The organism is Streptomyces sp. NPDC058773, from assembly GCF_042746015.1.
Classification (GTDB): Bacteria; Actinomycetota; Actinomycetes; order Streptomycetales; family Streptomycetaceae; genus Streptomyces.
In genome coordinates this window covers 24,008-50,016 of record NZ_JBHYPE010000023.1, presented here as the reverse complement: position 1 = coordinate 50,016, position 26,009 = coordinate 24,008, and the positions used below count along the sequence as shown (strand labels likewise).

27 protein-coding genes are annotated in these 26,009 nt (G+C 71.0%); 16 read left to right on the top strand and 11 right to left on the bottom strand.

Annotated elements, in window-relative coordinates:
* Window positions 1–22 precede the first annotated feature (22 nt).
* The 9 genes from ACFW5B_RS20715 (at window position 23) to ACFW5B_RS20675 (ending at window position 6,795) form a co-directional block, all read left to right on the top strand.
* Window positions 23–355, top strand: coding sequence for a pilus assembly protein (locus ACFW5B_RS20715; protein ID WP_386441331.1), 333 nt, complete (start codon window positions 23–25; stop codon window positions 353–355).
* A complete protein-coding gene (locus tag ACFW5B_RS20710) occupies window positions 352–840 on the top strand; it encodes a TadE family protein (protein ID WP_386441328.1) in 489 nt (162 codons plus the stop codon). Before ACFW5B_RS20715 ends, ACFW5B_RS20710 begins: the two co-directional genes overlap by 4 nt.
* The gene (locus ACFW5B_RS20705) at window positions 837–2,177 is read left to right on the top strand and encodes a CpaF family protein (protein WP_386441325.1); all 1,341 of its coding nucleotides are present in this window, start codon (window positions 837–839) and stop codon (window positions 2,175–2,177) included. Before ACFW5B_RS20710 ends, ACFW5B_RS20705 begins: the two co-directional genes overlap by 4 nt.
* Window positions 2,174–3,121 carry a type II secretion system F family protein gene (locus ACFW5B_RS20700; protein ID WP_386441322.1) on the top strand — a complete coding sequence of 316 codons (948 nt, stop codon included), beginning with the start codon at window positions 2,174–2,176 and terminating at the stop codon, window positions 3,119–3,121. Before ACFW5B_RS20705 ends, ACFW5B_RS20700 begins: the two co-directional genes overlap by 4 nt.
* Before the next feature lie 11 nt (window positions 3,122–3,132).
* Window positions 3,133–4,026 (top strand): DUF5936 domain-containing protein, encoded by an 894-nt coding sequence (locus ACFW5B_RS20695; RefSeq protein ID WP_386441319.1) that lies wholly within the window; start codon window positions 3,133–3,135, stop codon window positions 4,024–4,026.
* Window positions 4,027–4,631: 605 nt separating this feature from the next.
* Window positions 4,632–4,796, top strand: a complete 165-nt coding sequence (locus ACFW5B_RS20690; protein ID WP_033266190.1) for a membrane protein — start codon at window positions 4,632–4,634, stop codon at window positions 4,794–4,796.
* Window positions 4,797–4,813: 17 nt separating this feature from the next.
* Window positions 4,814–5,503 (top strand): pilus assembly protein TadG-related protein, encoded by a 690-nt coding sequence (locus ACFW5B_RS20685; RefSeq protein WP_386441316.1) that lies wholly within the window; start codon window positions 4,814–4,816, stop codon window positions 5,501–5,503.
* Window positions 5,504–5,561: 58 nt separating this feature from the next.
* Window positions 5,562–6,149: a hypothetical protein gene (locus ACFW5B_RS20680; RefSeq protein WP_386441314.1), complete on the top strand. Its 588-nt coding sequence runs from the start codon at window positions 5,562–5,564 to the stop codon at window positions 6,147–6,149.
* Between the two features lie 10 nt (window positions 6,150–6,159).
* Window positions 6,160–6,795, top strand: a complete 636-nt coding sequence (locus ACFW5B_RS20675; protein WP_386441312.1) for an OmpA family protein — start codon at window positions 6,160–6,162, stop codon at window positions 6,793–6,795.
* On the opposite strand, the gene ACFW5B_RS20670 is transcribed toward ACFW5B_RS20675, so the two are convergent.
* Both ACFW5B_RS20670 and ACFW5B_RS20665 read right to left on the bottom strand, forming a co-directional pair.
* The gene (locus tag ACFW5B_RS20670; RefSeq protein WP_386441309.1) at window positions 6,773–7,357 is read right to left on the bottom strand and encodes an RDD family protein; all 585 of its coding nucleotides are present in this window, start codon (window positions 7,355–7,357) and stop codon (window positions 6,773–6,775) included. The genes ACFW5B_RS20675 and ACFW5B_RS20670 overlap by 23 nt on opposite strands.
* A gap of 72 nt (window positions 7,358–7,429) precedes the next feature.
* On the bottom strand, window positions 7,430–7,783 hold the full coding sequence (locus ACFW5B_RS20665) for a DUF192 domain-containing protein (protein WP_386441306.1): 354 nt from the start codon (window positions 7,781–7,783) through the stop codon (window positions 7,430–7,432).
* 89 nt (window positions 7,784–7,872) lie between these two features.
* Here ACFW5B_RS20665 and ACFW5B_RS20660 point away from each other — a divergent pair, with 89 nt between their 5' ends.
* Window positions 7,873–8,598 carry a prepilin peptidase gene (locus ACFW5B_RS20660; RefSeq protein ID WP_386441504.1) on the top strand — a complete coding sequence of 242 codons (726 nt, stop codon included), beginning with the start codon at window positions 7,873–7,875 and terminating at the stop codon, window positions 8,596–8,598.
* A 228-nt stretch (window positions 8,599–8,826) separates the two neighbouring features.
* Here the strand turns inward: ACFW5B_RS20660 and mgrA are convergent, their stop codons facing one another.
* Window positions 8,827–9,858, bottom strand: coding sequence for an L-glyceraldehyde 3-phosphate reductase (mgrA, locus tag ACFW5B_RS20655; RefSeq protein ID WP_386441304.1), 1,032 nt, complete (start codon window positions 9,856–9,858; stop codon window positions 8,827–8,829).
* Between the two features lie 140 nt (window positions 9,859–9,998).
* Between mgrA and ACFW5B_RS20650 the strand changes: the two genes are divergently transcribed.
* The 4 genes from ACFW5B_RS20650 to ACFW5B_RS20635 all read left to right on the top strand — a co-directional run bounded on the left by ACFW5B_RS20650 (window position 9,999) and on the right by ACFW5B_RS20635 (window position 15,412).
* Window positions 9,999–10,778 carry an isoprenyl transferase gene (locus ACFW5B_RS20650; RefSeq protein ID WP_386441501.1) on the top strand — a complete coding sequence of 260 codons (780 nt, stop codon included), beginning with the start codon at window positions 9,999–10,001 and terminating at the stop codon, window positions 10,776–10,778.
* Window positions 10,779–11,355: 577 nt separating this feature from the next.
* Window positions 11,356–12,678, top strand: coding sequence for a PhoH family protein (locus ACFW5B_RS20645; RefSeq protein ID WP_386441301.1), 1,323 nt, complete (start codon window positions 11,356–11,358; stop codon window positions 12,676–12,678).
* 409 nt (window positions 12,679–13,087) lie between these two features.
* Window positions 13,088–13,792 carry a transglycosylase SLT domain-containing protein gene (locus ACFW5B_RS20640; protein WP_386441299.1) on the top strand — a complete coding sequence of 235 codons (705 nt, stop codon included), beginning with the start codon at window positions 13,088–13,090 and terminating at the stop codon, window positions 13,790–13,792.
* A gap of 123 nt (window positions 13,793–13,915) precedes the next feature.
* Window positions 13,916–15,412 carry an AI-2E family transporter gene (locus tag ACFW5B_RS20635; protein WP_386441296.1) on the top strand — a complete coding sequence of 499 codons (1,497 nt, stop codon included), beginning with the start codon at window positions 13,916–13,918 and terminating at the stop codon, window positions 15,410–15,412.
* Window positions 15,413–15,519: 107 nt separating this feature from the next.
* Here the strand turns inward: ACFW5B_RS20635 and ACFW5B_RS20630 are convergent, their stop codons facing one another.
* Both ACFW5B_RS20630 and ACFW5B_RS20625 read right to left on the bottom strand, forming a co-directional pair.
* Entirely contained in the window at window positions 15,520–16,053 is a 534-nt protein-coding gene (locus ACFW5B_RS20630) for an alkyl hydroperoxide reductase (RefSeq protein WP_128507618.1), read from the bottom strand.
* A 32-nt stretch (window positions 16,054–16,085) separates the two neighbouring features.
* The gene (locus tag ACFW5B_RS20625; RefSeq protein ID WP_085926747.1) at window positions 16,086–16,640 is read right to left on the bottom strand and encodes a peroxiredoxin; all 555 of its coding nucleotides are present in this window, start codon (window positions 16,638–16,640) and stop codon (window positions 16,086–16,088) included.
* Between the two features lie 132 nt (window positions 16,641–16,772).
* Between ACFW5B_RS20625 and ACFW5B_RS20620 the strand changes: the two genes are divergently transcribed.
* The gene (locus tag ACFW5B_RS20620) at window positions 16,773–17,732 is read left to right on the top strand and encodes a LysR substrate-binding domain-containing protein (RefSeq protein ID WP_386441291.1); all 960 of its coding nucleotides are present in this window, start codon (window positions 16,773–16,775) and stop codon (window positions 17,730–17,732) included.
* A 12-nt stretch (window positions 17,733–17,744) separates the two neighbouring features.
* Here ACFW5B_RS20620 and ACFW5B_RS20615 read toward each other — a convergent pair whose 3' ends face one another.
* From ACFW5B_RS20615 to ACFW5B_RS20590, 6 genes are all read right to left on the bottom strand, one after another.
* Entirely contained in the window at window positions 17,745–18,344 is a 600-nt protein-coding gene (locus tag ACFW5B_RS20615) for a dihydrofolate reductase family protein (RefSeq protein ID WP_386441289.1), read from the bottom strand.
* Window positions 18,345–18,402: 58 nt separating this feature from the next.
* Window positions 18,403–20,823 (bottom strand): ABC transporter permease, encoded by a 2,421-nt coding sequence (locus tag ACFW5B_RS20610; protein ID WP_386441286.1) that lies wholly within the window; start codon window positions 20,821–20,823, stop codon window positions 18,403–18,405.
* A complete protein-coding gene (locus ACFW5B_RS20605) occupies window positions 20,820–21,509 on the bottom strand; it encodes an ABC transporter ATP-binding protein (protein ID WP_386441283.1) in 690 nt (229 codons plus the stop codon). Before ACFW5B_RS20605 ends, ACFW5B_RS20610 begins: the two co-directional genes overlap by 4 nt.
* On the bottom strand, window positions 21,506–22,030 hold the full coding sequence (locus tag ACFW5B_RS20600) for a PadR family transcriptional regulator (RefSeq protein WP_386441280.1): 525 nt from the start codon (window positions 22,028–22,030) through the stop codon (window positions 21,506–21,508). The genes ACFW5B_RS20605 and ACFW5B_RS20600 overlap by 4 nt, the downstream gene beginning before the upstream one ends.
* Before the next feature lie 90 nt (window positions 22,031–22,120).
* Window positions 22,121–22,387: a hypothetical protein gene (locus tag ACFW5B_RS20595; RefSeq protein ID WP_386441277.1), complete on the bottom strand. Its 267-nt coding sequence runs from the start codon at window positions 22,385–22,387 to the stop codon at window positions 22,121–22,123.
* Entirely contained in the window at window positions 22,384–23,355 is a 972-nt protein-coding gene (locus ACFW5B_RS20590; RefSeq protein WP_386441274.1) for an SPFH domain-containing protein, read from the bottom strand. The genes ACFW5B_RS20595 and ACFW5B_RS20590 overlap by 4 nt, the downstream gene beginning before the upstream one ends.
* 308 nt (window positions 23,356–23,663) lie before the next feature.
* Here ACFW5B_RS20590 and ACFW5B_RS20585 point away from each other — a divergent pair, with 308 nt between their 5' ends.
* Window positions 23,664–25,943 carry a transglycosylase domain-containing protein gene (locus ACFW5B_RS20585; RefSeq protein ID WP_386441271.1) on the top strand — a complete coding sequence of 760 codons (2,280 nt, stop codon included), beginning with the start codon at window positions 23,664–23,666 and terminating at the stop codon, window positions 25,941–25,943.
* The last annotated feature ends 66 nt before the right edge of the window (window positions 25,944–26,009 follow it).

The following is a 26,009-nucleotide window of genomic DNA, read 5'->3' as shown; positions in this document are numbered from 1 at the left end:
GGGGCAGGTGGCCGTGGAGTTCATGGGGATGCTTCCGCTGATCCTGCTGGTCCTCGCCCTGCTCTGGCAGTTGGTGCTGGTCGGCTACACCTTCTCGCTGGCCGCGCACTCCGCCGACCGCGGCGCGCGGGCCGCCACCGCCACCGAGGGCGGCGGCGCGGGCGCCTGCCGCACCGCCGCCGAGAAGCAGCTGCCCAGTTCCTGGCGCGCGGGCGCCTCGACCTCCTGCGGAATGGAGGCGGGCCTGTGGAGGGCCACCGTCCGGATCAAGGTCCCGGTGCTCTTCCCCGGCGCGGGCAACTACCCGTGGCACGTCACCGGCTCGGCCGGCGCAGCGAAGGAGGACACCGGATGAGCGCCCCGCGTCGGCCCGCCCGGCTGCGTCTGTCCGCCCGGCTGCGCCTGCCCGCCCGGCTGCGCGGCCACGGCCGCGACCGGGGCCAGGCCTCCATCGAATTCCTCGGCTTCCTGCCGGTCCTGCTGATCGTCGGGCTCGCCGTGGTCCAGCTCGGCCTGGCCGCCTACGCCGTCCAGCAGGCCGGGACCGGAGCGCGCGCCGCGGCCCGTACCGCCTCGATGGACGAGGCCGACCGGGAAGCCGACCCGCAGGCCGCCGGCCGGGCGGCGATGAGCAGCTGGGTCGCGAAGGGCGCGACCGTCTCGGTGGGCGGCGGAGGCGACGCGGTGACCGCGACCGCCCGTGTCCGGATCCCCTCGATCGTCCCCGGCGTCGACGACTTCGGCACCGCGAGCCGCACCGCCACCATGCCCCGCCCGCAGGAACCAGGCGCGCTGGGCCTGCGCGCCGCGGCCACGTACGAAGGAGCACTCCCGCGATGAGCCTGAAAGCCCGGATCGTCGCACCCGAGCCCGCCGGTGAGGCGCGCGAGGACAGCCATATGGTCGCCGTCTACCGCGCCAAGCTGCTCGAAGAGATCGACCTCGCCGAGATGTCCTCGCTGGCCGCGGCCGAGCGCCGCTCACGGCTGGAACGCGTGCTGGGGCACATCATCAGCCGCGAGGGCCCGGTGCTCTCCACCGCCGAACGCGCCCAGCTCATCCGCCGTGTGGTGGACGAGGCACTCGGCCTCGGCGTACTGGAGCCGCTGCTGGAGGACGCCTCGATCACCGAGATCATGGTCAACGGCCCGGACCAGGTGTACGTCGAGCGAGCCGGCCGGGTCGAGCTGCTGCCCGTCCGCTTCGCCTCGCACGAGCAGCTGATGCAGACCATCGAGCGGATCGTCTCCACCGTCAACCGCCGGGTCGACGAGTCCAATCCGATGGTCGACGCCCGGCTGCCGTCCGGCGAACGCGTCAACGTGATCATCCCGCCGCTCGCCCTGAACGGCGCCACCCTCACCATCCGCCGCTTCCCGCGCGCCTACACCCTCGCCGAACTCATCGGCATGGGCACGCTCGACGAGCAGATGCTGATGCTGCTGGCGGGGCTGGTGCGGGCCAAGTTCAACGTGGTGGTCTCCGGGGCCACGGGCGCGGGCAAGACCACCCTCCTCAACGCCCTCTCCGGCCTGATCCCGGACGGCGAGCGGATCATCACCGTCGAGGACGCCGCCGAACTCCAGCTCCAGCAGTCGCACGTCATCCGGCTGGAGTCCCGGCCGCCCAACGTCGAGGGCAAGGGCCGGATCACCATCCGCGACCTGGTCCGCAACTCCCTGCGGATGCGGCCCGACCGGATCATCGTCGGCGAGGTGCGCGGCGGCGAGACCCTCGACATGCTCCAGGCGATGTCGACCGGCCACGACGGCTCGCTGGCCACCGTGCACGCCAACAGCGCCGAGGACGCGTTGATGCGGCTCCAGACGCTGGCCTCCATGTCCGACGTCAAGATCCCCTTCGAGGCGCTGCGGGACCAGATCAACAGCGCCGTCGACTGCCTCGTCCAGCTCACCCGGCACGCCGACGGCTCCCGCCGGATCAGCGAGATCGCCATCCTCGACTCGCGCGGCCACGAGGACTACCGGATCGCCACGGTCTGCCGCTTCGACGCCGAACCGATGGGTGCCGACCGCATCGTGCACGGCCGGTTCCGCTACTTCCCGCTGCCCCGCCGGGTGGCGGAACGCCTCTTCATGGCGAGCGAGCCCACCCCGCCCGCCTTCGGCGTCGCCACCCACGACGACCAACTCGCCACCCGGAAGGCCCACTCATGACCGGCGGGAACCCCCTCGCCCTGCTCGCCATCGGTGCCACGCTGCTCTGCGGGCTGCTCGCGATCGCCGGCGTCCGGACGTTCGCGGCCGGGCGCGCCCAGCGGCAGGCCATCGTCGACCGGCTGGCCGACGAGCCGGGGCTGCCGGTGACCGGACGGCGGCGGCGCTTCCCGTCCGTCGACCGGGCGCTGCGCGGCACCCGCCTCGGCCGCCGCCTCGAACTCCGGCTGACCGCCACCGGCCTGGACGTCACCCCCGGCGAGTTCCTCGTCTACATGCTCGGCACGGTCCTCGTGCTGTGGCTGCTCGCGCAGGCCACCCTGGCCCCGTTCTTCGGACCCATCGCCGCGCTGGTCGCCATCTGGGCGGCGTTCGCCTTCCTCAACTGGCAGCGGCAGAAGCGCATCGAGAAGTTCATCAACCAGCTGCCCGAACTCTCCCGCATCCTCGCCAACGCCACCCAGGCCGGACTGGCGCTGCGGACCGCGCTGGGCATGGCCGCCGAGGAGCTGGAGGCACCGGCCGGTGAGGAGCTGGCCAAGGTCTCCGACAAGCTCTCCGTCGGCCACTCCATCGACGAGGCGCTCGGCGAGCTGGCCGAACGCCTGCCGTCGCGCGAACTCGTCGTCCTGGTCACCACGCTGGTGCTGGCCAACCGCGCCGGCGGCACCGTCGTCGGCTCGCTGCGCAACCTCACCAAGACCCTGGAGGAGCGCAAGGAGACCCGCCGGGAGGTCCGCACCCAGCTCTCCCAGGTCGTGGTCACCGCCTATGTCGTCCCGCTGCTCGGCATCGGCACGCTGCTGCTGATGAACCGCATCGCGCCGGGCGCCATCGACCGGATGACCTCCTCCTTCCTCGGCCAGCTGGCGGTGGTCGTGGCCTTCGCGCTCTACGGGCTCGGGTTCTTCTTCATCCGCCGGCTCTCCAAGATCGACGTCTAGGTATCGGTGACATGGCACTCGGAATCCTGCTGGCCCTCGCCTTCGCCCTCTCGGTCGCCGGTGTCTGCTGCGGTGTCGCGCTCTACCGGCGCGAGGCCCGGCTGCCGCCCGACCTGGCGCTGTCCCTGGAGGTCGGCGCGACCCGCACCACGGCCGTCGGCTCGGCGGTGGACCGCGCGGGGATGCGGTACGCGCCGCTGGTGCTGCGGCTGATGGGCGGCAAGCGCACCGCCCGGGTCCGCCGGCGGATCGATCTGGCGGGCAATCCGGGCGGGCTGACCGTCGACCGGTACGCGGCCCGGCGCGCCGTCTATGGTGCCCTCGGCTTCTTCGGCGCGCTGGTGATGTTCCTGCGCGGTCAGCCGCTGCTCGGCGTGCTGATGGTGTTCTTCGGCCTCTTCTGGACCGAGGTCGGCATCTGGGCCGCCATCCGGCAGCGCAGGGACACCATCGAGCGCACCCTTCCGGACTTTCTGGATGTGCTGGCCGTGGTGGTCAGCGCCGGTCTGGGCTTCCGCCAGGCCCTGGACCGGGTCGCGGAGAAGTACGAGGGGCCCTGGGCCGATGAACTCCGGATCACGCTGCGGCAGATGGACATGGGCGTCAGCCGCCGGGCGGCCTTCGAGGAACTGCGCAAACGCAATGACTCCGAACAGGTCGCGCAGTTCGTCACCGCCCTCCAGCAGGGCGAGGAGCTGGGCTCGCCGATCGTCGAGACGCTGATCCAGATCGCCGACGACATGCGCCGCACCGACGCCCAGAACGCCCGGCGCCGGGCCGCCCGCGCGGTACCCAAGGCCACCATGGTCGTCACCACCTTTATGGTTCCGGCCACGATGATCCTGCTCATCGCCGGTTTCTTCCTCGGCTCGGGCACCAACTTCGGCTCGTTGATGGGCAGGTGACCCGCGTCACGGAGCCCGGCGCCGGCCCCGCCCGCGGCCGTCCGGGACCGCGGGACCGGGCCGCCCGGACCCGCGCCGGCCGCTTACCGCGCACCGCCCGCCCCGTTCCCCTCCGCCGCCAGCGCCGACACCCGCCACGGCGGGCGGCGGCGCGGGCCGTGCTTGCGGATGCACATCTTCGGACGAACGGCCGCGCGCGGCGCCGCACCGCACGCGGGGGCGGCCCCGTACCCGGCCGGATGCGTACGCCGCCGGCCCGGCTTCCCGGCAACTCCTTCGCAACAGCAACGAGTTGTGTCACAGTGGGTGGGCGGACGGTTGCACTCCCACTATGGTGCGGAGGGATTGTCCGGTCTGCATGGGTGACGGAACGGGGCGCGGCCCCGGAGGGGGAACGGGGGTGGGTAGAGTGCGGCTGAGTGGCCGAAATGCGACGCTGTGCCTGCCATCCGGGTTCCCGAAAGAGGATTGGGTAGGGAATCCCTGTTCCGGGCACGCTGTTCCGGCGTACTTTTCTCGTGTCGTGAGCGCGGCCGAACGCGCCGACACCACGGGGACAGACCAGCCGGACCAGAGCGGTCCGGCCGCCCATGGAGGGGAAGACGATGGCGAAGCGGGTTTTGGGGAACGACCGGGGACAGACCTCGATCGAGTACCTCGGCATCATCGCGGTGGTCGTGGCGATCGTCCTGGTCCTGTCGACCACGGACTTCGGCAGCCAGATCGCGAACGCCATCGCCAACAAGATCTCCGACGTCGTCGGCATTTAGCCCGCACCGTCGTCACCGTGCCGGTCACGCCTACCCGCCGCCGGCGCGACGCAGGGCAGGCCTTCCCGCTCTACATCGTCGCGGTCGGGGGCCTGCTCTTCCTCGCGCTCGCCTTCTTCGCCGTCGGACAGGCGGCGGCCACCCGTAACGGTGCGCAGACCGCCGCCGACGCGGCCGCGCTCGCCGCCGGCCAGAAGTACCGTGAACTGCTGCGCAAGGGCGTGCTCGACGGCCTCCGCGACGGCAGCTACCGGACCGATCCGACGGCCTGGGAGGAGCTGCTGAACGGGCGCGGCATCGACTCCGGAGCGGCCTGCGAGAGCGCGGGCTGGTTCGCCGGACGGAACGACGCCAGGCTCTCCGGCTCCGGCTGCACCCCCGACTCCTGGCCCACCTCGTTCGCCGTCGAGGTCATCACCAACGACCCCGTCGGGGACTCGGTCATCCCGACCACCAGCACCAAGCATGCGTCGGCCGAGGCCACGTCCGTCGTCGGCTCCCGCTGCACCCTCGACCCCGCCTCGGACGACGACACCGGCGGTACGGACGACAAGGGCGGCAAGGAGGGCGACGGCGGCAAGGGCGGCAAGGACGACGACGCCCCCGTCAACCTCACCTGCGACGGCAAGCGCTGGAAGCTCGACCCCCGCCACCTCACCGAACTGCCCGACGCCGCCGACCTGTTCTCCGTACGCCTCGCCCATTGACTCCCGCCCCCGACCACCCCGCTCGACGACCCGACGACGATCAAAGGAAGCGCATCCCATGAGCATTCGGCGCACCACGAAGGCCGCCAGGGGAGCGGTCGCCCTGGCGAGCGCTGTCGGCCTTGCGCTCGTCGTGGCCGGCTGTGGTGGTGGCGACGGCGGCGGTGCGAAGTCGTCGGACGGCGACAAGCCGCCGGCCCGCAGCTCCGCTCCCAAGGACAGCGGCCCCGGCAGTCCGGCGGCCGACTCCGACAAGGTGATCGGTGAGATGAAGGGGCCGGACGGCGTGGTGGTCACCCTGCACTCCGTGGTCCGCGACTCCGGTGGCTTCGTCACCGTCAACGGCACGGTCACCAACCGCGGCACCCGCGCCTTCAACGCCATCGACTGGCGCTCCAACGAGACCGAGCTGCGGTCCCGTTCCTCCCTCTCCGGCGCGACCCTCGTCGACAAGGCGGGCAAGAAGCGGTATCTGGTGCTCCGCGACACCAACGGCGAATGCCTGTGCACGACCGGCCTGAGCGGGCTGATGCCGGGCGCCAGCCGCCCGATTTTCGCGCAGTTCCCGGCGCCGCCGGCCAAGGTGACCGAGGTCGACTTCCAGCTGCCGACCCTGCCGCCGGCCAGCGTGCGGATCACGGACTGAGCGGGCACCGATGACCGCGACCCAGATGCTCCCAGGCCGCCGTACGCGCCGGGCGCCCCGCAGCGCCGCCACCGCCGCCGTCGCGCTGCTGCTCACCGCGGCGCTGACGGCCCCCGTCGCCCATGCCGACCCACCGGGCGTCACCGAGAACTCCAGCCCCCCGGTGCACATCGACCCCAGCGACCCCGATCTGCGGATGGTCCAGGGCGCCAAGCTCGCCCCGTCCAAGGTCCTCAACATCAAGTCGATCGTGGAGGCCGACGACGGCTCCGAGCGCCGCCAGGACACCAACGACAATGTGACCTTCGCGCTCCAGGCCGAGGTCCTCTTCGGCAAGGACAGCGCCAAGCTGTCGCCGGACGCGCTGTCCCGGATCGACACCATCGCGGACGAGATCAAGAAGCAGAACGCCACCAGCCTGCGGGTCTTCGGCTTCACCGACAACCTGGGCTCGGCGGGCCACGGCCTGGTGCTGTCCAAGAAGCGCGCCAACGCCGTCCAGCAGGAGCTGGCCAAGGACCTCGGCTCGTCCGTGAGTTTCCAGATCCGCGGCTACGGCGAGCAGTACCCGATCGCCGACAACGGCACCGAGGAAGGCCGCAAGAAGAACCGCCGGGTCGAGGTCAGCTTCCCGCGGGCCTCGTGACCGGCGCCGGCGGCGGGGCCGCCGGGACCGGCCGCCCGCTGCGGCGGATGACCAGGGTGCCCGCCGCCTTGTCGTGCAGACACCTGCGGAGTGTCGGGTCCCAGAGGCAGGCCAGCGGGTCCAGCAGACAGAGCACCGGCACCAGCCGCATCCCCAGATGCGCCAGATGCCGCCCCAGGGCGTTCCCGTAGGAGAGCGGGCGCCCGTCGGCGAGCCGTACGACACGCAGTCCGCACAACAGCTTGCCCGGCGTACCGCCGCAACGGGCCGTCATCAGCGGCGAGTAGAGGAAGAGCAGCGCCAGGGCCACCACGACGGCGAGGTAGAAGGGGGAGTTGTCCCTGCTGCCGCCGAGGGTGACGAACACCCCGATGCCCACGGTGACCAGGAACAGCACGGTGCCGGCGAGCACCGTGTCGAGCGTGACCGCCAGCAGCCGCAGCCACGGATTGCCGACGATGCCCAAAGCCGGCCCCCGGTGCGCCTGCGGAACGGGATACGCGGGGCCCGCCGGACGTCCGGGGCCCGGCGGCAGGTGCGCGGGTGGAGGTGTCGCGTTCATGTCGCGCATAGGACCATCCCCCGCCGCCCGGCGGCAACTTGGTACCGGCCGAGCCCGGTGCGTGAGCCGTCGTCAGCGCCGGGGTTCGATGCCCAGCCGCACTCCGGGCCGCAGTCCCCAGCGCGCCATCGCACCGGCCTCCGCCTCCAGGACGTGCCGGGCGCGCAGACGGGGCAGCCCCAGCCGCCCGGGGCGCATCGTGCGTACGGCCAGCACCGTGAAGTCCCGGCTCAGATAGGCGACATCGATCGCGAACCGCATCCGGAAGGTGTGCACCCCGCTCGCCGGGGTGAGCAGCAGCGCCCCCGCGACGCCGTCACGGCCCAACAGGCCGCGCGCACGGGCGCGGTACGACGCCGCGATCTCCACCGGAACACCGTCCCCCACCCCGTGCAGGACCCCCGGACCGTTCTCCCAACGCGCCATACAGAGCGTTCTATCAGCTTCCGCCCCCGCCCTTGCCCGACGGACCGGCACCGGACGGAGAAGCGCTCTAGGGTCGACGCGTGTCACTGATGCCGATGATGCTCGCCGCCGCATACGGGGCCGCGGCCGGGCTGCTCATACCGCGGCCCGTGCACCGGATGACCGTGGAGCCCGAGGAGGAGTGGCGCGCGGTCTGTCCCGGCGGCCATGCGATCACCGGCCCGGCCCGGGGCTGGCTGGGACCGGGGCGCTGCCCGTCCTGCGGGGCGTACGGGCCGGGGGCGCTGCCGACGGCGGCGGTCACCGCGCTGGTCTGCGCTGCCCTGGCGGCGGCGACCGGGCCACGGCCGGAACTCGTCGCCTGGCTGGCGATGGCGCCGGTCGCGGTGCTGCTGGCCGCCGTCGACTGGCGGGCCCGGCGCCTCCCGGACGTGCTGACGCTGGCGCTCGCCGTGGCGCCGGCGGCGCTGCTGGGACTCACCGGCGGGCTCACGGGGGAGACCGGGGGGTGGTGGCGGGCCCTGCTGGGCGGCCTCCTCCTGGGCGGCTGCTACCTCGTCCTCTATCTCGTGAACCCGCGCGGCATCGGCCTCGGCGACGTCAAGCTCGCGGTCGGGCTGGGGATCGCCCTCGGGTGGTACGGCCGGCAGACCCTCGTCGTGGGCGGCGCGGCGGGCGTGCTGCTCGGCGGGCTCTACGCCGCGGGGCTGCTGCTGGTCCGGCCCGAAGCGCGGAAAACGGTCATGCCGCTGGGCCCCTTCATGATCATCGGGGCGTTCTGCGGGCTGCTTCCGGGCGCCGCCGGGGCGTCCTGACCCCCGCGGTTCCGGGCCTCCCGGCGCGCCCCGCCGCGCACGAGCCACGCCGCGGCGCGCGCCGGTGCACCCAGCACCCCTCCGGCGGGGTTATGGTGGAAACCCCCCCTCGGGCCGGTCCGTATCCCCCCCACGGACCGGCCCGCTTTTTGTGGGCGCACCGGCAGCGCAGGTCACGGCGCCGTCACGGACCTCCGGCGGCACCGCTCGACAGCTCCCGCGGAGTGCCTACCGCCGGGCCCAGATGTTCACGCCGTCCGTGGTCCGGGCGAACTCCTCGATCTCGGCCAGCTCGTCTTCCGTGATCGCCGGGGCGTCGAGCGCGGCGATATTGGCCTCCAGCTGGGCGACGCTGCTGGCGCCGATCAGGGCGGAGGTCATCCGGTCGTCGCGCAGCACCCAGCGCAGGGCGAGCTGGGCCAGCGACTGGCCGCGGCGGGCGGCGATGTCGTTGAGGCCCCGGAGCCGGCGGACGACCTCGTCGGACAGCAGATCCGGGTCCAGCGACTTGCCCTGGGCGGCGCGCGAGCCCTCGGGGATGCCCTGCAGGTATTTGTCGGTGAGCAGGCCCTGTGCCAGTGGCGCAAAAGAGATGCAGCCCATGCCCTCCGCCTCCAGGGTGTCCAGCAGCTGATCGTCCTCGGTCCAGCGGTTGATCATCGAGTACGAGGGCTGGTGGATCAGCGCCGGGACGCCCATCGCGCGCAGAATGCCGGCGGCGTCCCGCGTCTGCTCGGCGCTGTAGGAGGAAATTCCGGCATACAGGGCCTTACCCTGCTGGACGGCGGACGCCAGCGCGCCCATCGTCTCCTCGAGCGGGGTGTCCGGATCGAAGCGGTGCGAGTAGAAGATATCGACGTAATCGACGCCCATCCGCTTCAGCGAGGCATCCAGCGACGAGAGGAGATATTTCCGCGAACCCCATTCGCCGTAGGGGCCGGGGTGCATCAGATATCCGGCCTTCGTCGACAGAATCATCTCGTCGCGGTAGCCGCGGAAGTCCTGTGCAAAGATCTTTCCGAAGTTGAGCTCGGCGGACCCGGGCGGCGGACCGTAGTTGTTGGCCAGATCGAAGTGGGTGACGCCCAGGTCGAAGGCGCGGCGCAGGATGGCGCGCTGGGAGCTCAGGGTGCGGTCGTCACCGAAGTTGTGCCACAGTCCAAGGGAGATAGCGGGGAGTTTGAGTCCGCTGCGACCCGTTCGCCGGTACTTCATCGAGTCGTAGCGGGATTCCGCCGCGCGGTAGTCGGTGCCAGTCATGCTCATCTCCCTATCACGTACTTGTGACCTACCTGATTGGGCTGTCGAGACAGCCGAGAAGTAAAGTTGCCCACTTGAGGCGACGGGGCGACCGCCATTGGCACGGAGGGGCTGGACCACACATGCTGCGATCTTCCGGGATGCGCATCCCTTATCCGCCTGCACTGCGCAATCTGGTCTATCGGCTGTACGCGCGCAGGGTGGAGGGTCGCCTGGATCACACCCAGGTGCCCAAGCACATCGGCGTCATCCTGGACGGCAACCGGCGCTGGGCGCGGGCCGACGGGCGGACGACCGAGCAGGGCCATCAGGCCGGTGCGGACAAAATCAGCGAGCTGCTCGGCTGGTGCGAGGAGACCGATGTCGAGGTGGTCACGCTGTGGCTGCTGTCGACCGACAATCTCGACCGGCCCGAGGCCGAGCTGAAGCCGCTGCTGGGCATCATCGAGAACACCGTCCGCGGCCTGGCCGCCGACGGCCGCTGGCGGGTCCACCACGTCGGCAACCGTGATCTGCTGCCCTCCGCCACCCAGCAGGTGCTCAAGGAGTCCGAGCAGGCCACCAGCGAGAACCCCGGTCTGCTGGTGAATGTCGCGATCGGCTACGGCGGCCGCCAGGAGATCGCCGACGCGGTGCGCTCGCTGCTGCTGGAACACGCCGAGCGCGGCACCTCCTTCGAGCAGCTCGCCGAGATCGTCGACATCGACCTGATCTCCGAGCACCTCTACACCCGCGGCCAGCCCGACCCGGACCTGGTGATCCGCACGAGCGGCGAGCAGCGGCTGTCGGGCTTCATGCTGTGGCAGAGCGCCCATTCGGAGTACTACTTCTGCGAGGTCTTCTGGCCGGCGTTCCGGAAGGTCGACTTCCTGCGCGCCCTGCGCGACTACGCCGCCCGGCACCGGCGTTACGGCTTCTAGCCGCGCCCGTTTTCCGGCCGCCCGGCTTCCGGGACGCTGATACCCCTCAGTGCGTGACACCCTTCACGCCCACCGCGTCATCTGACGTCCCCTGACATCCCTGGTGTCACGGGACGTCACCAGGCCCCACCGGCTCCATGACCCGCCGGTGGGGCCTCTTTTGACGCATCTTCCCCTCGGGGCTCACCCGAATGGCGCTGCCGCTCGGCGCTCACGCGTCACTCAAGGTTCATCGTCCGTGCGTCATATGCCGTGGCATGCCGACGGGGGTTCGAGGGAATATCCCTTCCAGGTCGGCGTCAGGAACAAGCCATCAGGCGCCGCATCTCAGCGGACGGCACGGGGTCGTCCGCCCGGGAGGCCCTTTGCACATCACGGAGATCCGTGTGCACCGCACGGTCGACGCGGAGGGCCGGCGCTCGGCCCGCGCACTGTGGCCCGAGCCCGGTCCGGTCACGAGATGGCCGGGGGTCCCGGGGACGCCGTCCAGCAACGGCTGGGACAGCGGTGGCCCCGGGAGAACACCGCCCCGCGACGCCGTCGCACCCCAACCTCATCCGAGGGGGTTCGTCCACCCGTGGTGAACATCAAGCAGCGCCGTGAGAACGACCGGCGTACTTATGTCCTCGACACCAGTGTCCTGCTGGCAGACCCAGGCGCCATGGCCCGCTTCGACGAGCACGAGGTCGTGCTGCCGGTCGTGGTGGTCACCGAGCTGGAGGCCAAGAGGCACCACCCCGAGCTCGGCTACTTCGCCCGGCAGGCGCTCCGCCTGCTGGACGAGTACCGGGTGCAGTACGGGCGGCTGGACTCGCCCATCCCCATCGGGGATCTCGGCGGGACACTCCGGGTCGAGCTGAACCACTCCGACCCCGGCATCCTGCCCGCGGGCTTCCGGCTCGGCGACAACGACTCGCGGATCCTCGCGGTGGCGCGCAACCTCCAGGCCGAGGGGTACGACGTCACCGTCGTCTCCAAGGACCTGCCGCTGCGGATCAAGGCGTCCTCGGTCGGGCTGCTGGCCGAGGAGTACCGCGCCGAGCTGGCGATCACCGACTCCGGCTGGACGGGGATGGCCGAGCTGACCATCTCCGCCGAGCAGGTCGACGACCTCTTCGCCGCCGAGACCACCCATGTCCCGGAAGTCGCCGAACTTCCGGTACATACCGGACTTGTGCTCCAGTCCGAGCGCGGCAAGGCGCTCGGCCGGGTCACCGCGGACGGCGCGATCCGGCTGGTGCGGGGCGACCGGGAGGCCTTCGGTATCCACGGCCGCAGCGCCGAACAGCGGATCGCGCTGGATCTCCTGCTCGACCCGGACGTCGGCATCGTCTCGATGGGCGGGCGGGCCGGCACGGGCAAGTCGGCGCTGGCGCTGTGCGCGGGTCTGGAGGCCGTATTGGAGCGGCGGCAGCACCGCAAGGTGATGGTGTTCCGCCCGCTGTACGCCGTCGGCGGCCAGGAGCTGGGCTATCTGCCGGGCAGCGAGGCGGAGAAGATGAGCCCCTGGGCGCAGGCCGTCTTCGACACGCTGTCCGCGGTGACCAGCAAGGACGTCATCGAAGAGGTGGTGGGGCGCGGCATGTTGGAGGTCCTGCCGCTGACCCATATCCGTGGCCGCTCGCTGCACGACGCCTTCGTCATCGTGGACGAGGCCCAGTCGCTGGAACGAAACGTCCTTTTGACGGTTCTGTCCCGTATCGGCGCCAACTCGCGCGTGGTGCTGACACATGACGTCGCCCAGCGCGACAACCTCCGGGTGGGGCGGTATGACGGCGTGGTCGCGGTCGTCGAGAAGCTGAAGGGCCACCCGCTGTTCGCGCACGTCACGCTGAACCGCTCGGAGCGCTCGCCGATCGCGGCGCTGGTGACCGAAATGCTGGAGGACGGCCGGATCTGACCGGTTGTGAAGACGACGCCGCCCGGCGAAGCAAAGGAGCTTAGCCGGGCGGCGTTGCGCTGCGAGTGGATATCCGAAAATCGTGCGGCGTAAACGAGGTGTGAGCTTTCACACCCAGCGGGGAATTGCTTCCCGGCGGGCCGTTCGGGCAGAGTCTGGGTCCTGTCAGGCCCCGCATACGGCAGCATCAACACCCCCAGCGGTGTGGAACGAACTCGAACTTCATAGCGAACAGCCGTATGCCGCCCGAGCACCACGCGGCCCCCGAGGGGGACGTACCGGGCCAGTGCCTCCCGTGACCAGCCGGACCCGCCCCGTTCAACCGGGCCCGGAACAAGGGGAGACCAGCGCCAGGGGCACGATTGCGTCCGCGAGGTCACCTATGCGGGCGATGCTGGAAGGAAAACGTGTGAGCCGGATCTCGGTCCGGGGATTCGCCGTGGCCTCCGCCACCGCGGTCACCACTGTCGGCGCCATCGCCGGTGTCGCCACAGGCAATGAGTCCACCTCGGTCGGCAACACCGAGGCGGCCGCTGCCGATGCGACGATCGCTGACATCCCCGCGGGCGCACAGGCCCAGGTGCAGACGGATTCCCTGACGCGTCAGGCGGACGACCAGTCCACCCAGGCGGATGCGGCAGCGCTCAAGTCTGCCCAGGAGTCGGCCCGTAAGGCCGCAGCTGAGACCGCGCAGAACAAGAAGGACGCCGCGGAAGAGGCCAAGGCCAAGAAGGAAGCCGAAGCGCGCGAGAAGAAGGAGCAGGCTGCAACCCGCTCCTCCTCCCGCGCCGACCTCGGCGACCTCGTGGGCAAGAGCTCCTACACCATCGCCGAGACGCAGGCCATGGCCCGCCAGATGATGGCGAGCGACCAGTTCCAGTGCTTCAGCAACATCGTGGACCATGAGTCCGGCTGGAACTACAAGGCCACCAATGCCGGCTCGGGCGCCTACGGCCTCGTGCAGGCGCTGCCCGGCTCCAAGATGGCCTCGGCCGGAGCCGACTGGCAGACGAACCCGGCCACCCAGATCAAGTGGGGCCTGAACTACATGAACGACCGCTACGGCAGCCCCTGTGGTGCCTGGTCGTTCTGGCAGGCCAACAGCTGGTACTAGGCCGTAAGCCGCACCACAGCACTTCCGAAACCCCCGAACGCGCCCGCGTCGGGGGTTTCGCGCGTCTGCACAGGTAACGTCGTGCCGTCAGAAGGTGGCGCGTGGGAGGGGAAGAGGAAGGACATGTCCAGATTGCCTCAGTGGGTCGGTGGCCTCGGTGCCGGTCTGACGCGGCTCTCGCAGCGGCTGGAGGACCAGCGCCGCCGCGCGGAGGCCGACGCGGTGGCCAACGACCCGGATGAGCTGGGGCGTGCCGGGCACGCGGACGCCTCCGCGGACGGGAGCCCGGCGTACGGCGGCCCGGCGGACCGTCCGGCGGGCACGCTCACCGTTCCCCGTACGCAGCTCCCCACGGCCGTGGACGGCGTGCCGGGGCCCGGGGTGGAGCAGGACCCCCAGCCGGCCGCGGACCGGCCGCCGGAGTCCGTTCCCGCGCCGCCCGCCTACGCCCCGGCTGTCGCGGCCCGGCCCGATCCGGTGGACGCGGTGCCGTGGGGCGTACGCGTCGCCGCCGAGGCGGGCTGGCGGCTGCTGGTGCTGGCCGCCACCCTCTGGGTGCTGGCGCGCGTCATCACCACCATCGAACTGGTCGTGCTGGCCTTCGTGGCGGCGACGCTGATCACCGCGCTGCTCCAGCCCAGCGTGGGCTGGCTGCGCTCGCGCGGGCTGCCGCGCGGGCCGGCCACCGCGCTGACCTTCATCAGCGGGTTCGTGATCATGGGCCTGGTCGGCTGGTTCGTGGTGTGGCAGGTCCAGGACAACATCGACTCGGTCTCCAGCCGCATCCAGGAGGGCATCACCGAGCTCAAGGGCTGGCTGCTGAAGAGCCCGTTCCATGTGACCGAGAGTCAGATCAACCACATCGCGAAGAATCTGCAGGACGCGGTCGGCGCCAACACCGAGGCGATCACCTCGGCCGGTCTGGAGGGCGTCACCGTCGTCCTGGAGGTGTTCACCGGCATCCTGCTCGCGATGTTCACCACGCTCTTCCTGCTCTATGACGGCCGGCGGATCTGGAACTGGCTGCTCAAGCTGGTGCCGAGCGCGGCCCGCGAGGGCGTGGCCGGTGCGGGGCCGCGGGCCTGGCGGACGCTGACCGCCTACGTGCGCGGCACGGTCGTGGTCGCCCTGATCGATGCGATCTTCATCGGTATCGGGCTCTACTTCCTCAATGTGCCGCTGGCCGTCCCGCTCGCCGTCTTCATCTTCCTGTTCGCGTTCATCCCGCTGGTCGGCGCGGTGGTCTCGGGCGCGCTGGCCTGTGTCATCGCGCTGGTCGCCAACGGGGTGTTCACCGCGCTGATGGTGCTGGCGGTCGTGCTGGCCGTCCAGCAGATCGAGGGCCATGTGCTCCAGCCGTTCATCCTGGGCCGGGCGGTCCGGGTGCATCCGCTGGCGGTGATCCTCTCGGTGGCCGCGGGCGGGCTGATCGCGGGCATCGGCGGCGCGGTCGTCGCGGTCCCCCTGGTGGCGGTCACCAACACGGTGGTCGGCTACCTCCGTTCGTACTCCAGGGAACAGGCGCTGCGGATGTCGGTGGCCCCGCGCGGCGCCACCGCGATCAGCGTGGCCCCGACGCCGCCGCCGACGCCGCGTCCGGCCGAGGGGCCCGTGGAGTAGCCCCCGGGCCCCGAGGAACGGCCGCTCCGTGCACCGGACGCACAGAACCCCCGCAGACACCGGGTCTGCGGGGGTTCTGCGCTGCGGGGGTGTCCGCGCGTACCGAATTACTCGGCGAGCGCGGCCTCGGCGTCCAGGGTGGCGCCGACGGCCTGCAGGACGGACGCGATCTTGACGGCCTCCTGGATCGTCTCGCGGTCCACACCGGCCTTGCGGAGCACCTGCTCGTGCGAGTCCAGGCACATACCGCAGCCGTTGATGGCCGAGACGGCCAGCGACCACAGCTCGAAGTCGACCTTGTCCACGCCCGGGTTGCCGATGACGTTCATCCGCAGACCGGCGCGCAGGTTGCCGTACTCCGGGTCCGACAGCAGGTGCCGGGTCCGGTAGAAGACGTTGTTCATCGCCATGATGGCCGCGGCCGACTTGGCGGCGGTGTACGCCTCGGCGGAGAGGTTGGCCTTCGCCTCCGGCTCCAGCTCGCGCAGCACCTTCGGCGAGCGCGAGGCGATCGCGCAGGCCAGCACGGTGCCCCACAGCTGCTGCTGCGGCAGGTCACTGTTGCCGATGACCGAGCCGAGGTTCAGCTTGAGGTCCTTGGCGTAGTCCGGGACCGCGGACTTCAGTTCGTCGAGAGCCATGTCAGATCTGCCTCCAGTTCGCTAGCTGCGGTTCACTCGCCCGAGAGCAGCGCGACCGGGTCGAGGGTGTCCTCGCCCTTGCTCCAGTTGCAGGGGCACAGCTCGTCGGTCTGCAGGGCGTCGAGGACCCGCAGGACCTCCTTGGGGTTACGGCCGACGGAGCCCGCGGTCACCATGGTGAACTGGATCTCGTTGTTCTGGTCCACGATGAAGACGGCGCGCTGCGCGAAGCCGTCCTCGCCCTCGATGCCCAGGTCGCGCATGAGCTCGTGCTTCGAGTCGGCGAGCATCGGGAAAGGCAGGTCGGTCAGGTCCGGGTGGTCCTTGCGCCAGGCGTGGTGCACGAACTCGGAGTCGCCGGAGAAGCCGAGGATCTGGGCGTCACGGTCGGCGAACTCGTCGTTCAGCTTGCCGAAGGCGGCGATCTCGGTCGGGCACACGAAGGTGAAGTCCTTGGGCCACGCGAAGACGATCTTCCACTTGCCCTCGTAGGTCTTGTGGTTGATCTGCTCGAACTCCTGGCCCTTTTCCAGCGAAACGCAGGCGGTCAGGTCGAACTCGGGGAACTTGTCACCGACAGTGAGCACGTACTCTCCTTGTTGCGTAGAAAGTCCCTTTTGGGGACTTTCCTTGAGGCTTGGACGGCTTACACAGTTACACAGGAGGCATTGATCAGGGAAATAGCTAGACTGGTTGATGTTGATCGGAGGTGGTTATCAGTGGTGTCACCGGCAGGCCCGGGAGGCCGGCCGCGCCAGCCCAGCCTGGCCCAGCTGCGGGCGTTCGCGGCGGTGGCCGAGCATCTGCATTTCCGTGAGGCGGCGGCCGAGATCGGCATGAGCCAGCCCGCGCTGTCCGGGGCGGTCTCCGCGCTGGAGGAGACCCTCGGGGTGCAGCTGCTGGAGCGTACGACGCGCAAGGTGCTGCTGTCGCCCGCGGGGGAGCGGGTGGCGGCACGGGCCCGTGCGGTGCTGGAGGCCGTCGGGGATCTGATGGAGGAGGCGGAGGCGGCCCGCGCGCCCTTCACGGGCGTCCTGCGGCTCGGTGTCATCCCGACCGTCGCCCCGTATCTGCTGCCGGCCGTGCTGCGGCTCGTCCACGGCACCTACCCCGACCTGGACCTCCAGGTGCACGAGGAGCAGACCGCCTCCCTCCTGGACGGCCTGGCCCACGGGCGCCTCGACCTGCTGCTGCTCGCCGTCCCCCTCGGCGTCCCCCAGGTCGCCGAACTCCCGCTCTTCGACGAGGACTTCGTCCTGGTCGCCCCCAAGGAGCACTGGCTCGGCGGCCGCGGTGACATCCCCCGCCAGGCCCTCCAGGAGCTGGATCTGCTGCTGCTCGACGAGGGCCACTGCCTGCGGGACCAGGCCCTGGACATCTGCCGGGAGGCCGGCCGCGACGAGAACACCCCCGTGACCACCAGCGCGGCGGGCCTGTCCACCCTCGTGCAGCTGGTGGCCGGCGGCCTCGGCGTCACCCTCCTGCCCCGCACCGCACTCCGCGTCGAAACCGCCCGCAACGACCAGCTCACCACCGGCTACTTCGCGGACCCGGCCCCTTCCCGGCGGATCGCCCTGGCGATGCGGACGGGCGCGGCCCGCCAGCAGGAGTTCGAGGAGTTCGCCACGGCGCTGCGGGGCGCGTTGCGCGGGCTGCCGGTGCGGATCGTGACGGAGTGACCGTGGCCAAGGTCAGGCCGCGGCACTCCGCGTATACGTCAGAAACGCCGCGCCGCTCTGGAGGACCGTGTGTTCGGTCAGTTCCCAGGTGCGGGGGTCGAAGGGGGTGTCCCGGGAGAAGAGCGGGATGCCGGAGCCGAGGGTGAGCGGGCTCAGCTTGACGATCAGCTGGTCGATCTCTGGGTAGAGCACGCCGGCGAGTTCGCTGCCGCCGAGCAGCCAGATGTCCTTGCCGTCCGCGTCCTTCAGCTCGCGTACCTTCGCCACCGGGTCGGTGGCCACCAGTTCCACCGCCGGGGCCGGGCTCTCGGCCAGGGTCCGGGAGAAGACCAGATGCCGCAGGTGGGGGTAGGCGTCGGGGAGGCCGGCCCGGAGGCCGATTTCGTAGGTGCGGCGACCCTCCAGGACGGTGTCGAAGCGGGTGCCCTCGTCGGTGATGCCGAGCGCCGACCGGGCCTGGACGGGCAGGACCTCCGGGAGTTCGGCGGCCAGATGCTTGAGGTAGTCGTCGGCGATCGGCCAGAAGCCGTCCGGACCGGTGGGGTCGGAGCCGTCGGGGCCCGCGATGAAGCCGTCGAGACTGGAAGCGATGCAATAGACGAGTCGGCGCATGAAGGGCCCCCCTTGGGCAGTTGGTGTGCACTGCTGCGCCGGAAATGATCTCGCAGATTCACTCCGTACGCAGGCCATCCGGCCGCATCAGGCGCCACAGCGCCGGCAGGCTCAGTGCCGTCACGAAGAGGATCACGCCGCCGCCGATGCCGGTCATCCCCGCCACCACCGGGACATCCAGGGTCACCACGTTGCCGGTCATGGTCAGCAGCAGGGTTCCCAGGGCCAGACCGCAGCACAGGGCCAGGCTCAGGCCGAGGGCGACCGGGATGGCGGTCTGCCACAGGACCGACCAGCCGAGGGTGGTGCGACGGGTGCCGTGGGCGTCGAGGGTGGAAAGGACGCGGCGGCGCTCGTGGAGTTGCTCGACAGTGGAGATGATCAGGCCCGAGCCGATCAGCAGCAGGGTGATCACCGCGCCGGCGAACAGGCCGTCGCGGACGCTGGAGTACGGCGCGTCATGCGGGTTGTCGACCGCGGAGGACTCGTCCATGGTCGGGTCGATGCGGGCCGCGGTGTTGCGGATGTGCTCCACCGCGTCCGGGGTGGAGCGGTCGAATTCGACCGTGAACTCCGCGCCGGGCAGCCGGATGCGGCCGAGGTCGACCGTGGACGGGGTGGCCAGCAGGTCGTAGCGGATCCGGCCGGGGGCGCGTTCGAGGGCGCGCAGCCGGGCGTCGTGAGCCGCCCGGGGGATCGTCCAGGGTTGCGGACGCACCGGATCGTCCTTGGAGAACGGGGGGTTGAGATCGACGGTCGTGCCGGGCGCGACGACGGCGTCCCGCCTCCCTGCCTCGGTGACGAACACCTCGCCGTCCCGGCAGGAGCCGAACCGGGCCAGGGTGCGCAGCTCGGCGCAGCTGCCGATGGCGACCGTGGCGATGGTGTCGGCGGACGGGGCGGAGCGGGGGTGCCCGGCGACGGGCAGCCGGCCGGCGGTCGCGCTGATCGTGCCGCGGGCCGCGGTCACCCCCGGTGTGCCGCGCAGCGCGGTGAGCGCCCGCTCGACCTGTGGCCAGTCCCGGGCGTTGGCCCACAGGGCGATCCGCGGCAGCTTGCCGGACTCGGCGTAGGCCCGCGCGTAACCGGCCTGCATACCGGTCAGCAGCATATGGACGGCGATGGCGCCGGCCACCGCGACGGTGATGCCGCTGACCGCGCGGGTCGCCGAGCCGCTGTTCAACTGCAGGCGGCGGACGGCGAGTTGCCAGGGGACCGGCCCGCCGCGCAGCCGTCCGACCACCGCGTCCACCAGCCAGGGCAGCAGCGCGGTGACGCCGAGCAGCAGCAGTGTCGCGCCGGCCGCGAGCCGGACGGTGTGGAACGGGGTGTCCTGCCACGGGCGGGCGCGGGCCAGCGGCACCAGCAGCAGGGTGCCCACGGCGGGCAGCGCCACCCGCCACCACAGCCGGCGGCGGACCGGTGGACGGCGGCGGACGACACCCAGCGGCTCGACGGTGACCCCGCGCTGCGCGAACAGCGTGACGGTCACCGCCGCCGCCGGTACGAGCACGGCGATCAGCGCCGTGGCGAGCGGGCCGGGGGCCACGTCCGACGGGAAGACATTGATGTCCCACAGCGTGATCACGGGGGCCAGCTGCCGGGCGCCCAGGAACAGCGCCCCGCCCGCCAGCAGCCCCAGCAGCGAGCCGAACAGCGCCTCCCCGGAGGCGATCCGGCGGGTCGTCCGGACGTCGGCGCCGACCAGCCGGAGCGCGGCCAGCCGGCGCTCCCGGCGCTCGTTGCCGAACCGTACGGAGGTACCGATGAAGACCAGCACCGGCGTCAGCAGCGCCACACACGTCGTGATCACCAGGACCATGGCGGGCGCCTGCAGCGGCATCGGGTCCCAGCTCCCGCCGAAGCGGTCGATGCGGTAGCCGTCGCGTGCGGTCCCGGTGGCGGCGGGCCGGGCGACGTAGGTGAGTTCGCGCGGGCCGCGCAGACCGTCGGCGCCGATGACACCGGCGATCCGGTAGTGCAGCCGGTCGCGCAGCAGCGCGCCCTCGGGGGACGCCAGCAGTTCCTTGAGGGCGGGGGAGACCAGCATCCGGCCGGGGCCGGGGAGCCGGCGGATGCCGGGCGGGACCGGCGGATGCGCGCCGTCCGGGCGCACCAGGCGGCCGCGGACCGGCGCACCGTGGTAGACGGTGTCGGCCGGGGCGTAGCGCAGGGTGTGGTCGCCGGGCGGGGGTTCATGGACCTGGCCCAGGTTCTCGCGGGCCTTCTCCCGGCCGTGCCAGCCGTCCATCAGGGTCGGTACGGACGCACCGAGCAGCAGGACGGCCACGCCCAGGGCGATGCCGACGGCCGTCAGCGCCGTACGGAGCCGGCCCTCGCGGCCGCCGTCGGCCGCGAACCGCATCCCCATCGCGAGATCGTGGGCCCAGGCACCGGGCCCGGTGCGGCGCGGGGGCGCGGGAGCGCGGCCGCCGCCGTGCCCGTCGCCGGGGCCGGCGGGCGAGCGCGGTGGGGTCATATCAGGCCCGCCTGCATGTCCTTCACCTTGCCGTCGCGGACCACGATCTCCCGGTCGGAGTAGGCGGCGACCCGGGCCTCGTGGGTGACCAGGACCACCGCGGCGTTGCTCTCCCGGGCGGCGTCGGTCAGCAGGGTCAAAACGAGTTCGCCGTTGAGCGAGTCCAGGGCGCCGGTGGGCTCGTCCGCGAAGATCACCCGCGGCCGGGTGGCGAGGGCGCGGGCGACCGCGATCCGCTGGCCCTGGCCGCCGGATATCTCGCCGGGCCGCCGGTCGTGCACGGACTCCACCTCCAGCCGCTCCAGCCAGTCGCGGGCCTGCCGCTCGGCCTCCTTGCGCTTGGTGCCGTTCAGCCGCAGCGGCAGTGCGACGTTCTCCAGCGCGGTCAACTCCGGTACCAGCTGGCCGAATTGGAAGACGAAGCCGAAGTCGGTACGGCGCAGGGCGCTGCGCCGGGCGTCGTTGAGGCCGGTCAGGGTGTGCGGGCCGTAGCGGACGGTGCCGGCGTCCGGGCGGACGATCCCCGCCAGGCAGTGCAGCAGGGTCGACTTGCCGGAGCCGGACGGGCCCATGACGGCGACGACTTCACCGGGGTGGACGGAGAACTCCACATCGTCCAGCGCCGGTGTGGCCCCGTAGGCCTTGCACAGCCCCTCCGCCGCGAGCAGCGAACCCTCCGGCGTCACCGGCGGACCGCTTCCGCCAGCTTGTCCAGCCGGGCGGCGGTCAGCTCCAGCCAGCGCAGATCGGCTTCGAGATGGAACAGCGCATGGTCGCAGATGAGCTGGTCGGCGAGGTCGCCGTGGCGCTTGCGCTCGGTCAGTCCGCGCATCAGCCGCAGATGCTCGGCGCGCTGGCCGTCCAGGAGTTCGGCGGCGTTCCGGTCGGTGAGCAGCGCCAGCACCACCTTGGTGTAGAGCGTCGACTGGAGGTACGGCTCGGGCTTCTCCGGGCGGGCCAGCCACTGGGCGACATCGGTGACCCCGGCGTCCGTGATGGCGTACCGCTTGCGCTCCGGTCCGGCACCGGGCTCCACGGCGTCCACCTCGACCAGGCCGTTCTTCAGCAGCCGGGACATCGTGGAGTAGACCTGGCCGTAGTGCAGCGGGCGGTCCTGGCCGAAGTGTGCGTCGAAGGCCCGCTTGAGGTCGTAGCCGTGACGGGGACCGGACTCCAGAAGGCCCAGCAGCGTATGACCGATTGACATGCCGGCCAGCTTACTCGTGGGTGTATCGGCGGTGTATACGCGTGCTGTATAGGGGTGCGATGCAAGGCTCGTCGGCCGCCGCCCGGTGCGTCAGCTGCCGCCCGGCTCCTTCGGCGGGCGGCCGCGCCGGGGCGGCGCCCCCGCGCCCTTCGGCAGCCGTCCAGCCTCCGCCAGTGCCTTGCGGAGCAGGAACTCGATCTGGGCGTTGGCGCTGCGCAGTTCGTCGCCCGCCCAGCGCGCCAGCGCGTCGTGGAGCAACGGGTCCAGCCGCAGCAGCACCTGCTTGCGCTGCTGCGGCCGTCGCGCGGGGGCCGGCCCGTTACCGGAGCCGGCCTCCTCGGGGCTGTCGGCACTCACTGGTAGAGGGAGCCCGTGTTCAGGACCGGCTGTGCGGCCCGGTCGCCGCACAGCACCACCATCAGATTGCTCACCATGGCCGCCTTCCGTTCCTCGTCCAGCTCGACGATGCCCTGCTCGCTGATCCGGTCCAGCGCCTGCTCGACCATGCCCACCGCACCCTCGACGATCTGCTGCCGGGCCGCGACCACCGCACCGGCCTGCTGCCGCTGGAGCATCGCGGAGGCGATCTCCGGGGCGTAGGCGAGGTGGCTGAAGCGGGACTCGATGATGCGCACACCGGCGGCCTGCACCCGGGCGGTCAGCTCCAGGGCGAGCTTCTCGGTGATCTCCTCGGCGTTGCCGCGCAGCGAGAGCGCGTCCTCGTCGTGCGCGTCATAGGGGTACTCGATCGCGATGTGCCGGACGGCCGCCTCGGTCTGGGTGGCGACGAACTCCAGGAAGTCGTCGACCTCGAAGAGCGCCTGGGCGGTGTCCTCGACCTGCCAGACCACGATCGAGGCCAGCTCGATCGGGTTGCCGTAGGCGTCGTTGACCTTCAGCACCGCGGTCTCGTGGTTGCGGACCCGGGTGGAGATCTTCCGGGCGGTGGTGAGCGGGTTGACCCAGCGCAGACCGTCGGTGCGGATGGTGCCGACGTAGCGCCCGAAGAGCTGGAGGACCCGGGCCTCGCCGGGCGCGACCATCTTCACGCCGGTCATGCAGAAGAACGAGCCGAGCAGCAGCGGAATGCCGGCGACGACCATCGGTACGCCGACGGCGCCGTGGCCGCCGTCGCCGAGTATCCCGCCGACGACCAGCAGGGCGATGCCCAGCCCCACGCCGAGCACGGTCAGCAGCAGGGCGACGCCGCCCGGGATGCTGTGCGCCGTGACCTCGCGGACCTGGGGCCCGGGCATCTGAGGGGCGTCGACGGCGAGGTCGCCGCCGGGGCCGCCGGTGCGGTCGGCCGGAGTCTGATCGGTCATGGGGTCCCCGTTTCTCCAGGTGCGGTACGTGATGTCCACCGCATTTGGTGATGTCGCTGGTCTAGCAAAGTGATAGCACTTTAACGGCTGCCGGGGTGCGGCGTCCAGAGGGTGTCCGGGGCGTTCGCGGTGACAAGGCCGCAGGTGAGGGGGTGGCGACGAGGAATACCCACTCCGCGGTTCCGTCGTGGCAGGTGCTGTTTGTCACGTCAGGAAAAGCCTTGATCGATGAGTATTTGTTGACAGATGCGGTGTTAGCTTCAACAGCTGAGTTAGCTGGGGGCGGAACGACTGGAGTTGTCGAAGCGATGGGCCGAGCGGAAGCGAGACGGGTGCGGCAGGGGAGCGCCCGCCGTGCCAAGCAGACGGAACGGAAGTCCGGCATACGCCGCTTCTTCACCTGGAAGAAGCTCCTCGGAGCCTTCCTCGGGGTGTGCCTCCTGGGCATCCTCGGATTCATCGGTCTGTATCTGTACGTCGACATCCCCAAGGGCAACAGCGCTGCCAAGCTGCAGAGCAATGTCTACAAGTACTCCGACGGCAAGGTCATGGCGCGGGTCGGCGACGTCAACCGCGAGACCGTCCCGCTCAAGCGCATACCCAAGGACGTCCAGCGCACCTTCGTCGCCGCGGAGAACAAGTCCTTCTACGACGACTCCGGCGTCGACCTGAAGGGCACCCTGCGCGGAGTCCTCAACACCCTGCGGGGCCAGGGCAAGCAGGGTGGCTCGACGATCACCCAGCAGTACGTCAAGAACTACTACCTGAGCCAGGAGCAGACGGTTTCCCGCAAGCTCCAGGAGATCGTCATCTCGCTCAAGGTGGACAACAAGTACGACAAGGACACCATCCTTGCCGGCTACATCAACACCAGCTACTACGGCCGCGGCGCCTACGGCATCCAGGCCGCCGCCCAGGCCTACTACCGCAAGGACGTCGAGAAGCTCACCGTCTCGGAAGGCGCCTACCTCGCGTCGCTCCTCCAGGCGCCGAGTCAGTACGACTGGTCCAGCGCGACCCCGGCCGGCCAGAAGCGGGTCAAGGAGCGCTGGGCGTACACCCTCGACAACATGGTCGGGATGAAGTGGCTCTCCGCGGCCGACCGCGCCAAGCAGACCTTCGTCAAGCCCAAGCCCCCGAAGCCGCTGCCCGGCCTGAGCGGCCAGACCAGCTACCTGGTCAAGCAGGCCAAGGACGAGCTCTTCGCCCAGGGCGTCGACGAGTCCGAATTCGAGGCCGGCGGCTGGACCGTCACCCTCGGCATCGACAAGAAGAAGCAGCAGGCGCTGGAGGAGTCCGTCAAGCGCAAGCTGACCGACGACCTCGACCCCAAGAAGCGCAAGGTCGACGCGGACGCCCAGCTCGGTGCCACCTCGGTGGACCCCAAGACCGGGCACATCGTGGCGCTGTACGGCGGCGCGGGCTACCCCAAGCACTTCACGAACAACGCCACGCGCTCCGACTACCAGCCCGCCTCGACCTTCAAGCCGCTGATCCTGGCGTCGGCGATGGAGAACAACGCGGTCACCCTGGACGGCGTTCCGATCACCCCGAACACGATCTACGACGGCCGTAACCGCCGCCCGGTCGTCGGCGGGGACATCGCCTTCGCACCGCCCAACGAGGACGAGCACACGTACGGGAAGATCAGCGTCCAGACGGCGACCAACAACTCCGTCAACGCGGTCTTCGCGCAGATGGGCGCGGACGTCGGCCTGGAGGAGATCAAGAAGACCGCGGTCAGCCTGGGCATGGACGGCTCCAAGATCGACGCCAAGCCCGCGATGACCCTGGGCACCATGGGCGCCAGCCCGCTCCAGATGGCCGGGGCCTACGCCACGCTCGACAACCACGGCAAGAAGGTCACCCCGACGCTGGTCAAGAAGGCGGTGCGCCCCGTCAACGGAGTCGAGACCTCGGTCCCGCTCAAGGACCCGATCGGCGACCAGGTGCTCAGCCGCCGGACCGCCGACACCCTCACCTCGGTCCTGACCGGTGTGGTCAACGACGGCACCGCCACGGAGTCCGTGAAGAACACCGCGTACGAGGCGGCCGGCAAGACCGGTACCTCCGACGACAACAAGTCGGCGTGGTTCGTCGGTTACACGCCCAAGCTGGTCACCGCGGTCGGCATGTTCGGTGAGTCCCCCAAGGGCGGCACCCAGGTCACCCTGAAGGGCACCGGTGGCGGCGGCCGCGTCAACGGCGGCGGCTACCCGGCGCGGGTCTGGGCCGACTACACCGCGTCGGCTCTGGGCGGCAACACGGGCGCGGAGTTCGACCTCGAGACCGACCTCGGTGCCGGTGTGCCGCCGACGCCCACCCCGACGCCGAGCGCGACCCCGTCGACGTCCCCGACACCGTCCGAGACGCCGAGCAAGAGCCCCTCGCGGACGCCGTCGAGCCCGAGCGGACGCCCGACGAACAGCGAGAGCGGCAAGCCGTCGGACCCGGCCACCCCGTCCGACCCCGGCAGCTCCAGCCCGCCGGCCGGCGGCGTGGACGGCGGGGACACCGGCGGAAAGCCGACGGGCGGGAACCTCGATGGCGGCGGCAGCGGCAGAGACAGTCTGTCCAGCTTCAACTGACGCCGCTCCCGGCACCGCACACCGCGGCCCCCGCCTCTCGAAGGCGGGGGCCGCGGTGTGCGTGTG

What these genes read in the sequence shown, in the direction of transcription:
- ACFW5B_RS20715 (WP_386441331.1), top strand. Translation starts at nt 23, where the DNA reads ATGGGGATGCTTCCGCTGATCCTGCTGGTCCTCGCCCTGCTCTGGCAG.
- ACFW5B_RS20710 (WP_386441328.1), top strand. Translation starts at nt 352, where the DNA reads ATGAGCGCCCCGCGTCGGCCCGCCCGGCTGCGTCTGTCCGCCCGGCTG.
- ACFW5B_RS20705 (WP_386441325.1), top strand. Translation starts at nt 837, where the DNA reads ATGAGCCTGAAAGCCCGGATCGTCGCACCCGAGCCCGCCGGTGAGGCG.
- ACFW5B_RS20700 (WP_386441322.1), top strand. Translation starts at nt 2,174, where the DNA reads ATGACCGGCGGGAACCCCCTCGCCCTGCTCGCCATCGGTGCCACGCTG.
- ACFW5B_RS20695 (WP_386441319.1), top strand. Translation starts at nt 3,133, where the DNA reads ATGGCACTCGGAATCCTGCTGGCCCTCGCCTTCGCCCTCTCGGTCGCC.
- ACFW5B_RS20690 (WP_033266190.1), top strand. Translation starts at nt 4,632, where the DNA reads ATGGCGAAGCGGGTTTTGGGGAACGACCGGGGACAGACCTCGATCGAG.
- ACFW5B_RS20680 (WP_386441314.1), top strand. Translation starts at nt 5,562, where the DNA reads ATGAGCATTCGGCGCACCACGAAGGCCGCCAGGGGAGCGGTCGCCCTG.
- ACFW5B_RS20675 (WP_386441312.1), top strand. Translation starts at nt 6,160, where the DNA reads ATGACCGCGACCCAGATGCTCCCAGGCCGCCGTACGCGCCGGGCGCCC.
- ACFW5B_RS20670 (WP_386441309.1), bottom strand. Translation starts at nt 7,357, where the DNA reads ATGAACGCGACACCTCCACCCGCGCACCTGCCGCCGGGCCCCGGACGT.
- ACFW5B_RS20665 (WP_386441306.1), bottom strand. Translation starts at nt 7,783, where the DNA reads ATGGCGCGTTGGGAGAACGGTCCGGGGGTCCTGCACGGGGTGGGGGAC.
- ACFW5B_RS20660 (WP_386441504.1), top strand. Translation starts at nt 7,873, where the DNA reads ATGCCGATGATGCTCGCCGCCGCATACGGGGCCGCGGCCGGGCTGCTC.
- mgrA (WP_386441304.1), bottom strand. Translation starts at nt 9,858, where the DNA reads ATGACTGGCACCGACTACCGCGCGGCGGAATCCCGCTACGACTCGATG.
- ACFW5B_RS20650 (WP_386441501.1), top strand. Translation starts at nt 9,999, where the DNA reads ATGCGCATCCCTTATCCGCCTGCACTGCGCAATCTGGTCTATCGGCTG.
- ACFW5B_RS20635 (WP_386441296.1), top strand. Translation starts at nt 13,916, where the DNA reads ATGTCCAGATTGCCTCAGTGGGTCGGTGGCCTCGGTGCCGGTCTGACG.
- ACFW5B_RS20630 (WP_128507618.1), bottom strand. Translation starts at nt 16,053, where the DNA reads ATGGCTCTCGACGAACTGAAGTCCGCGGTCCCGGACTACGCCAAGGAC.
- ACFW5B_RS20615 (WP_386441289.1), bottom strand. Translation starts at nt 18,344, where the DNA reads ATGCGCCGACTCGTCTATTGCATCGCTTCCAGTCTCGACGGCTTCATC.
- ACFW5B_RS20610 (WP_386441286.1), bottom strand. Translation starts at nt 20,823, where the DNA reads ATGACCCCACCGCGCTCGCCCGCCGGCCCCGGCGACGGGCACGGCGGC.
- ACFW5B_RS20600 (WP_386441280.1), bottom strand. Translation starts at nt 22,030, where the DNA reads ATGTCAATCGGTCATACGCTGCTGGGCCTTCTGGAGTCCGGTCCCCGT.
- ACFW5B_RS20590 (WP_386441274.1), bottom strand. Translation starts at nt 23,355, where the DNA reads ATGACCGATCAGACTCCGGCCGACCGCACCGGCGGCCCCGGCGGCGAC.
- ACFW5B_RS20585 (WP_386441271.1), top strand. Translation starts at nt 23,664, where the DNA reads ATGGGCCGAGCGGAAGCGAGACGGGTGCGGCAGGGGAGCGCCCGCCGT.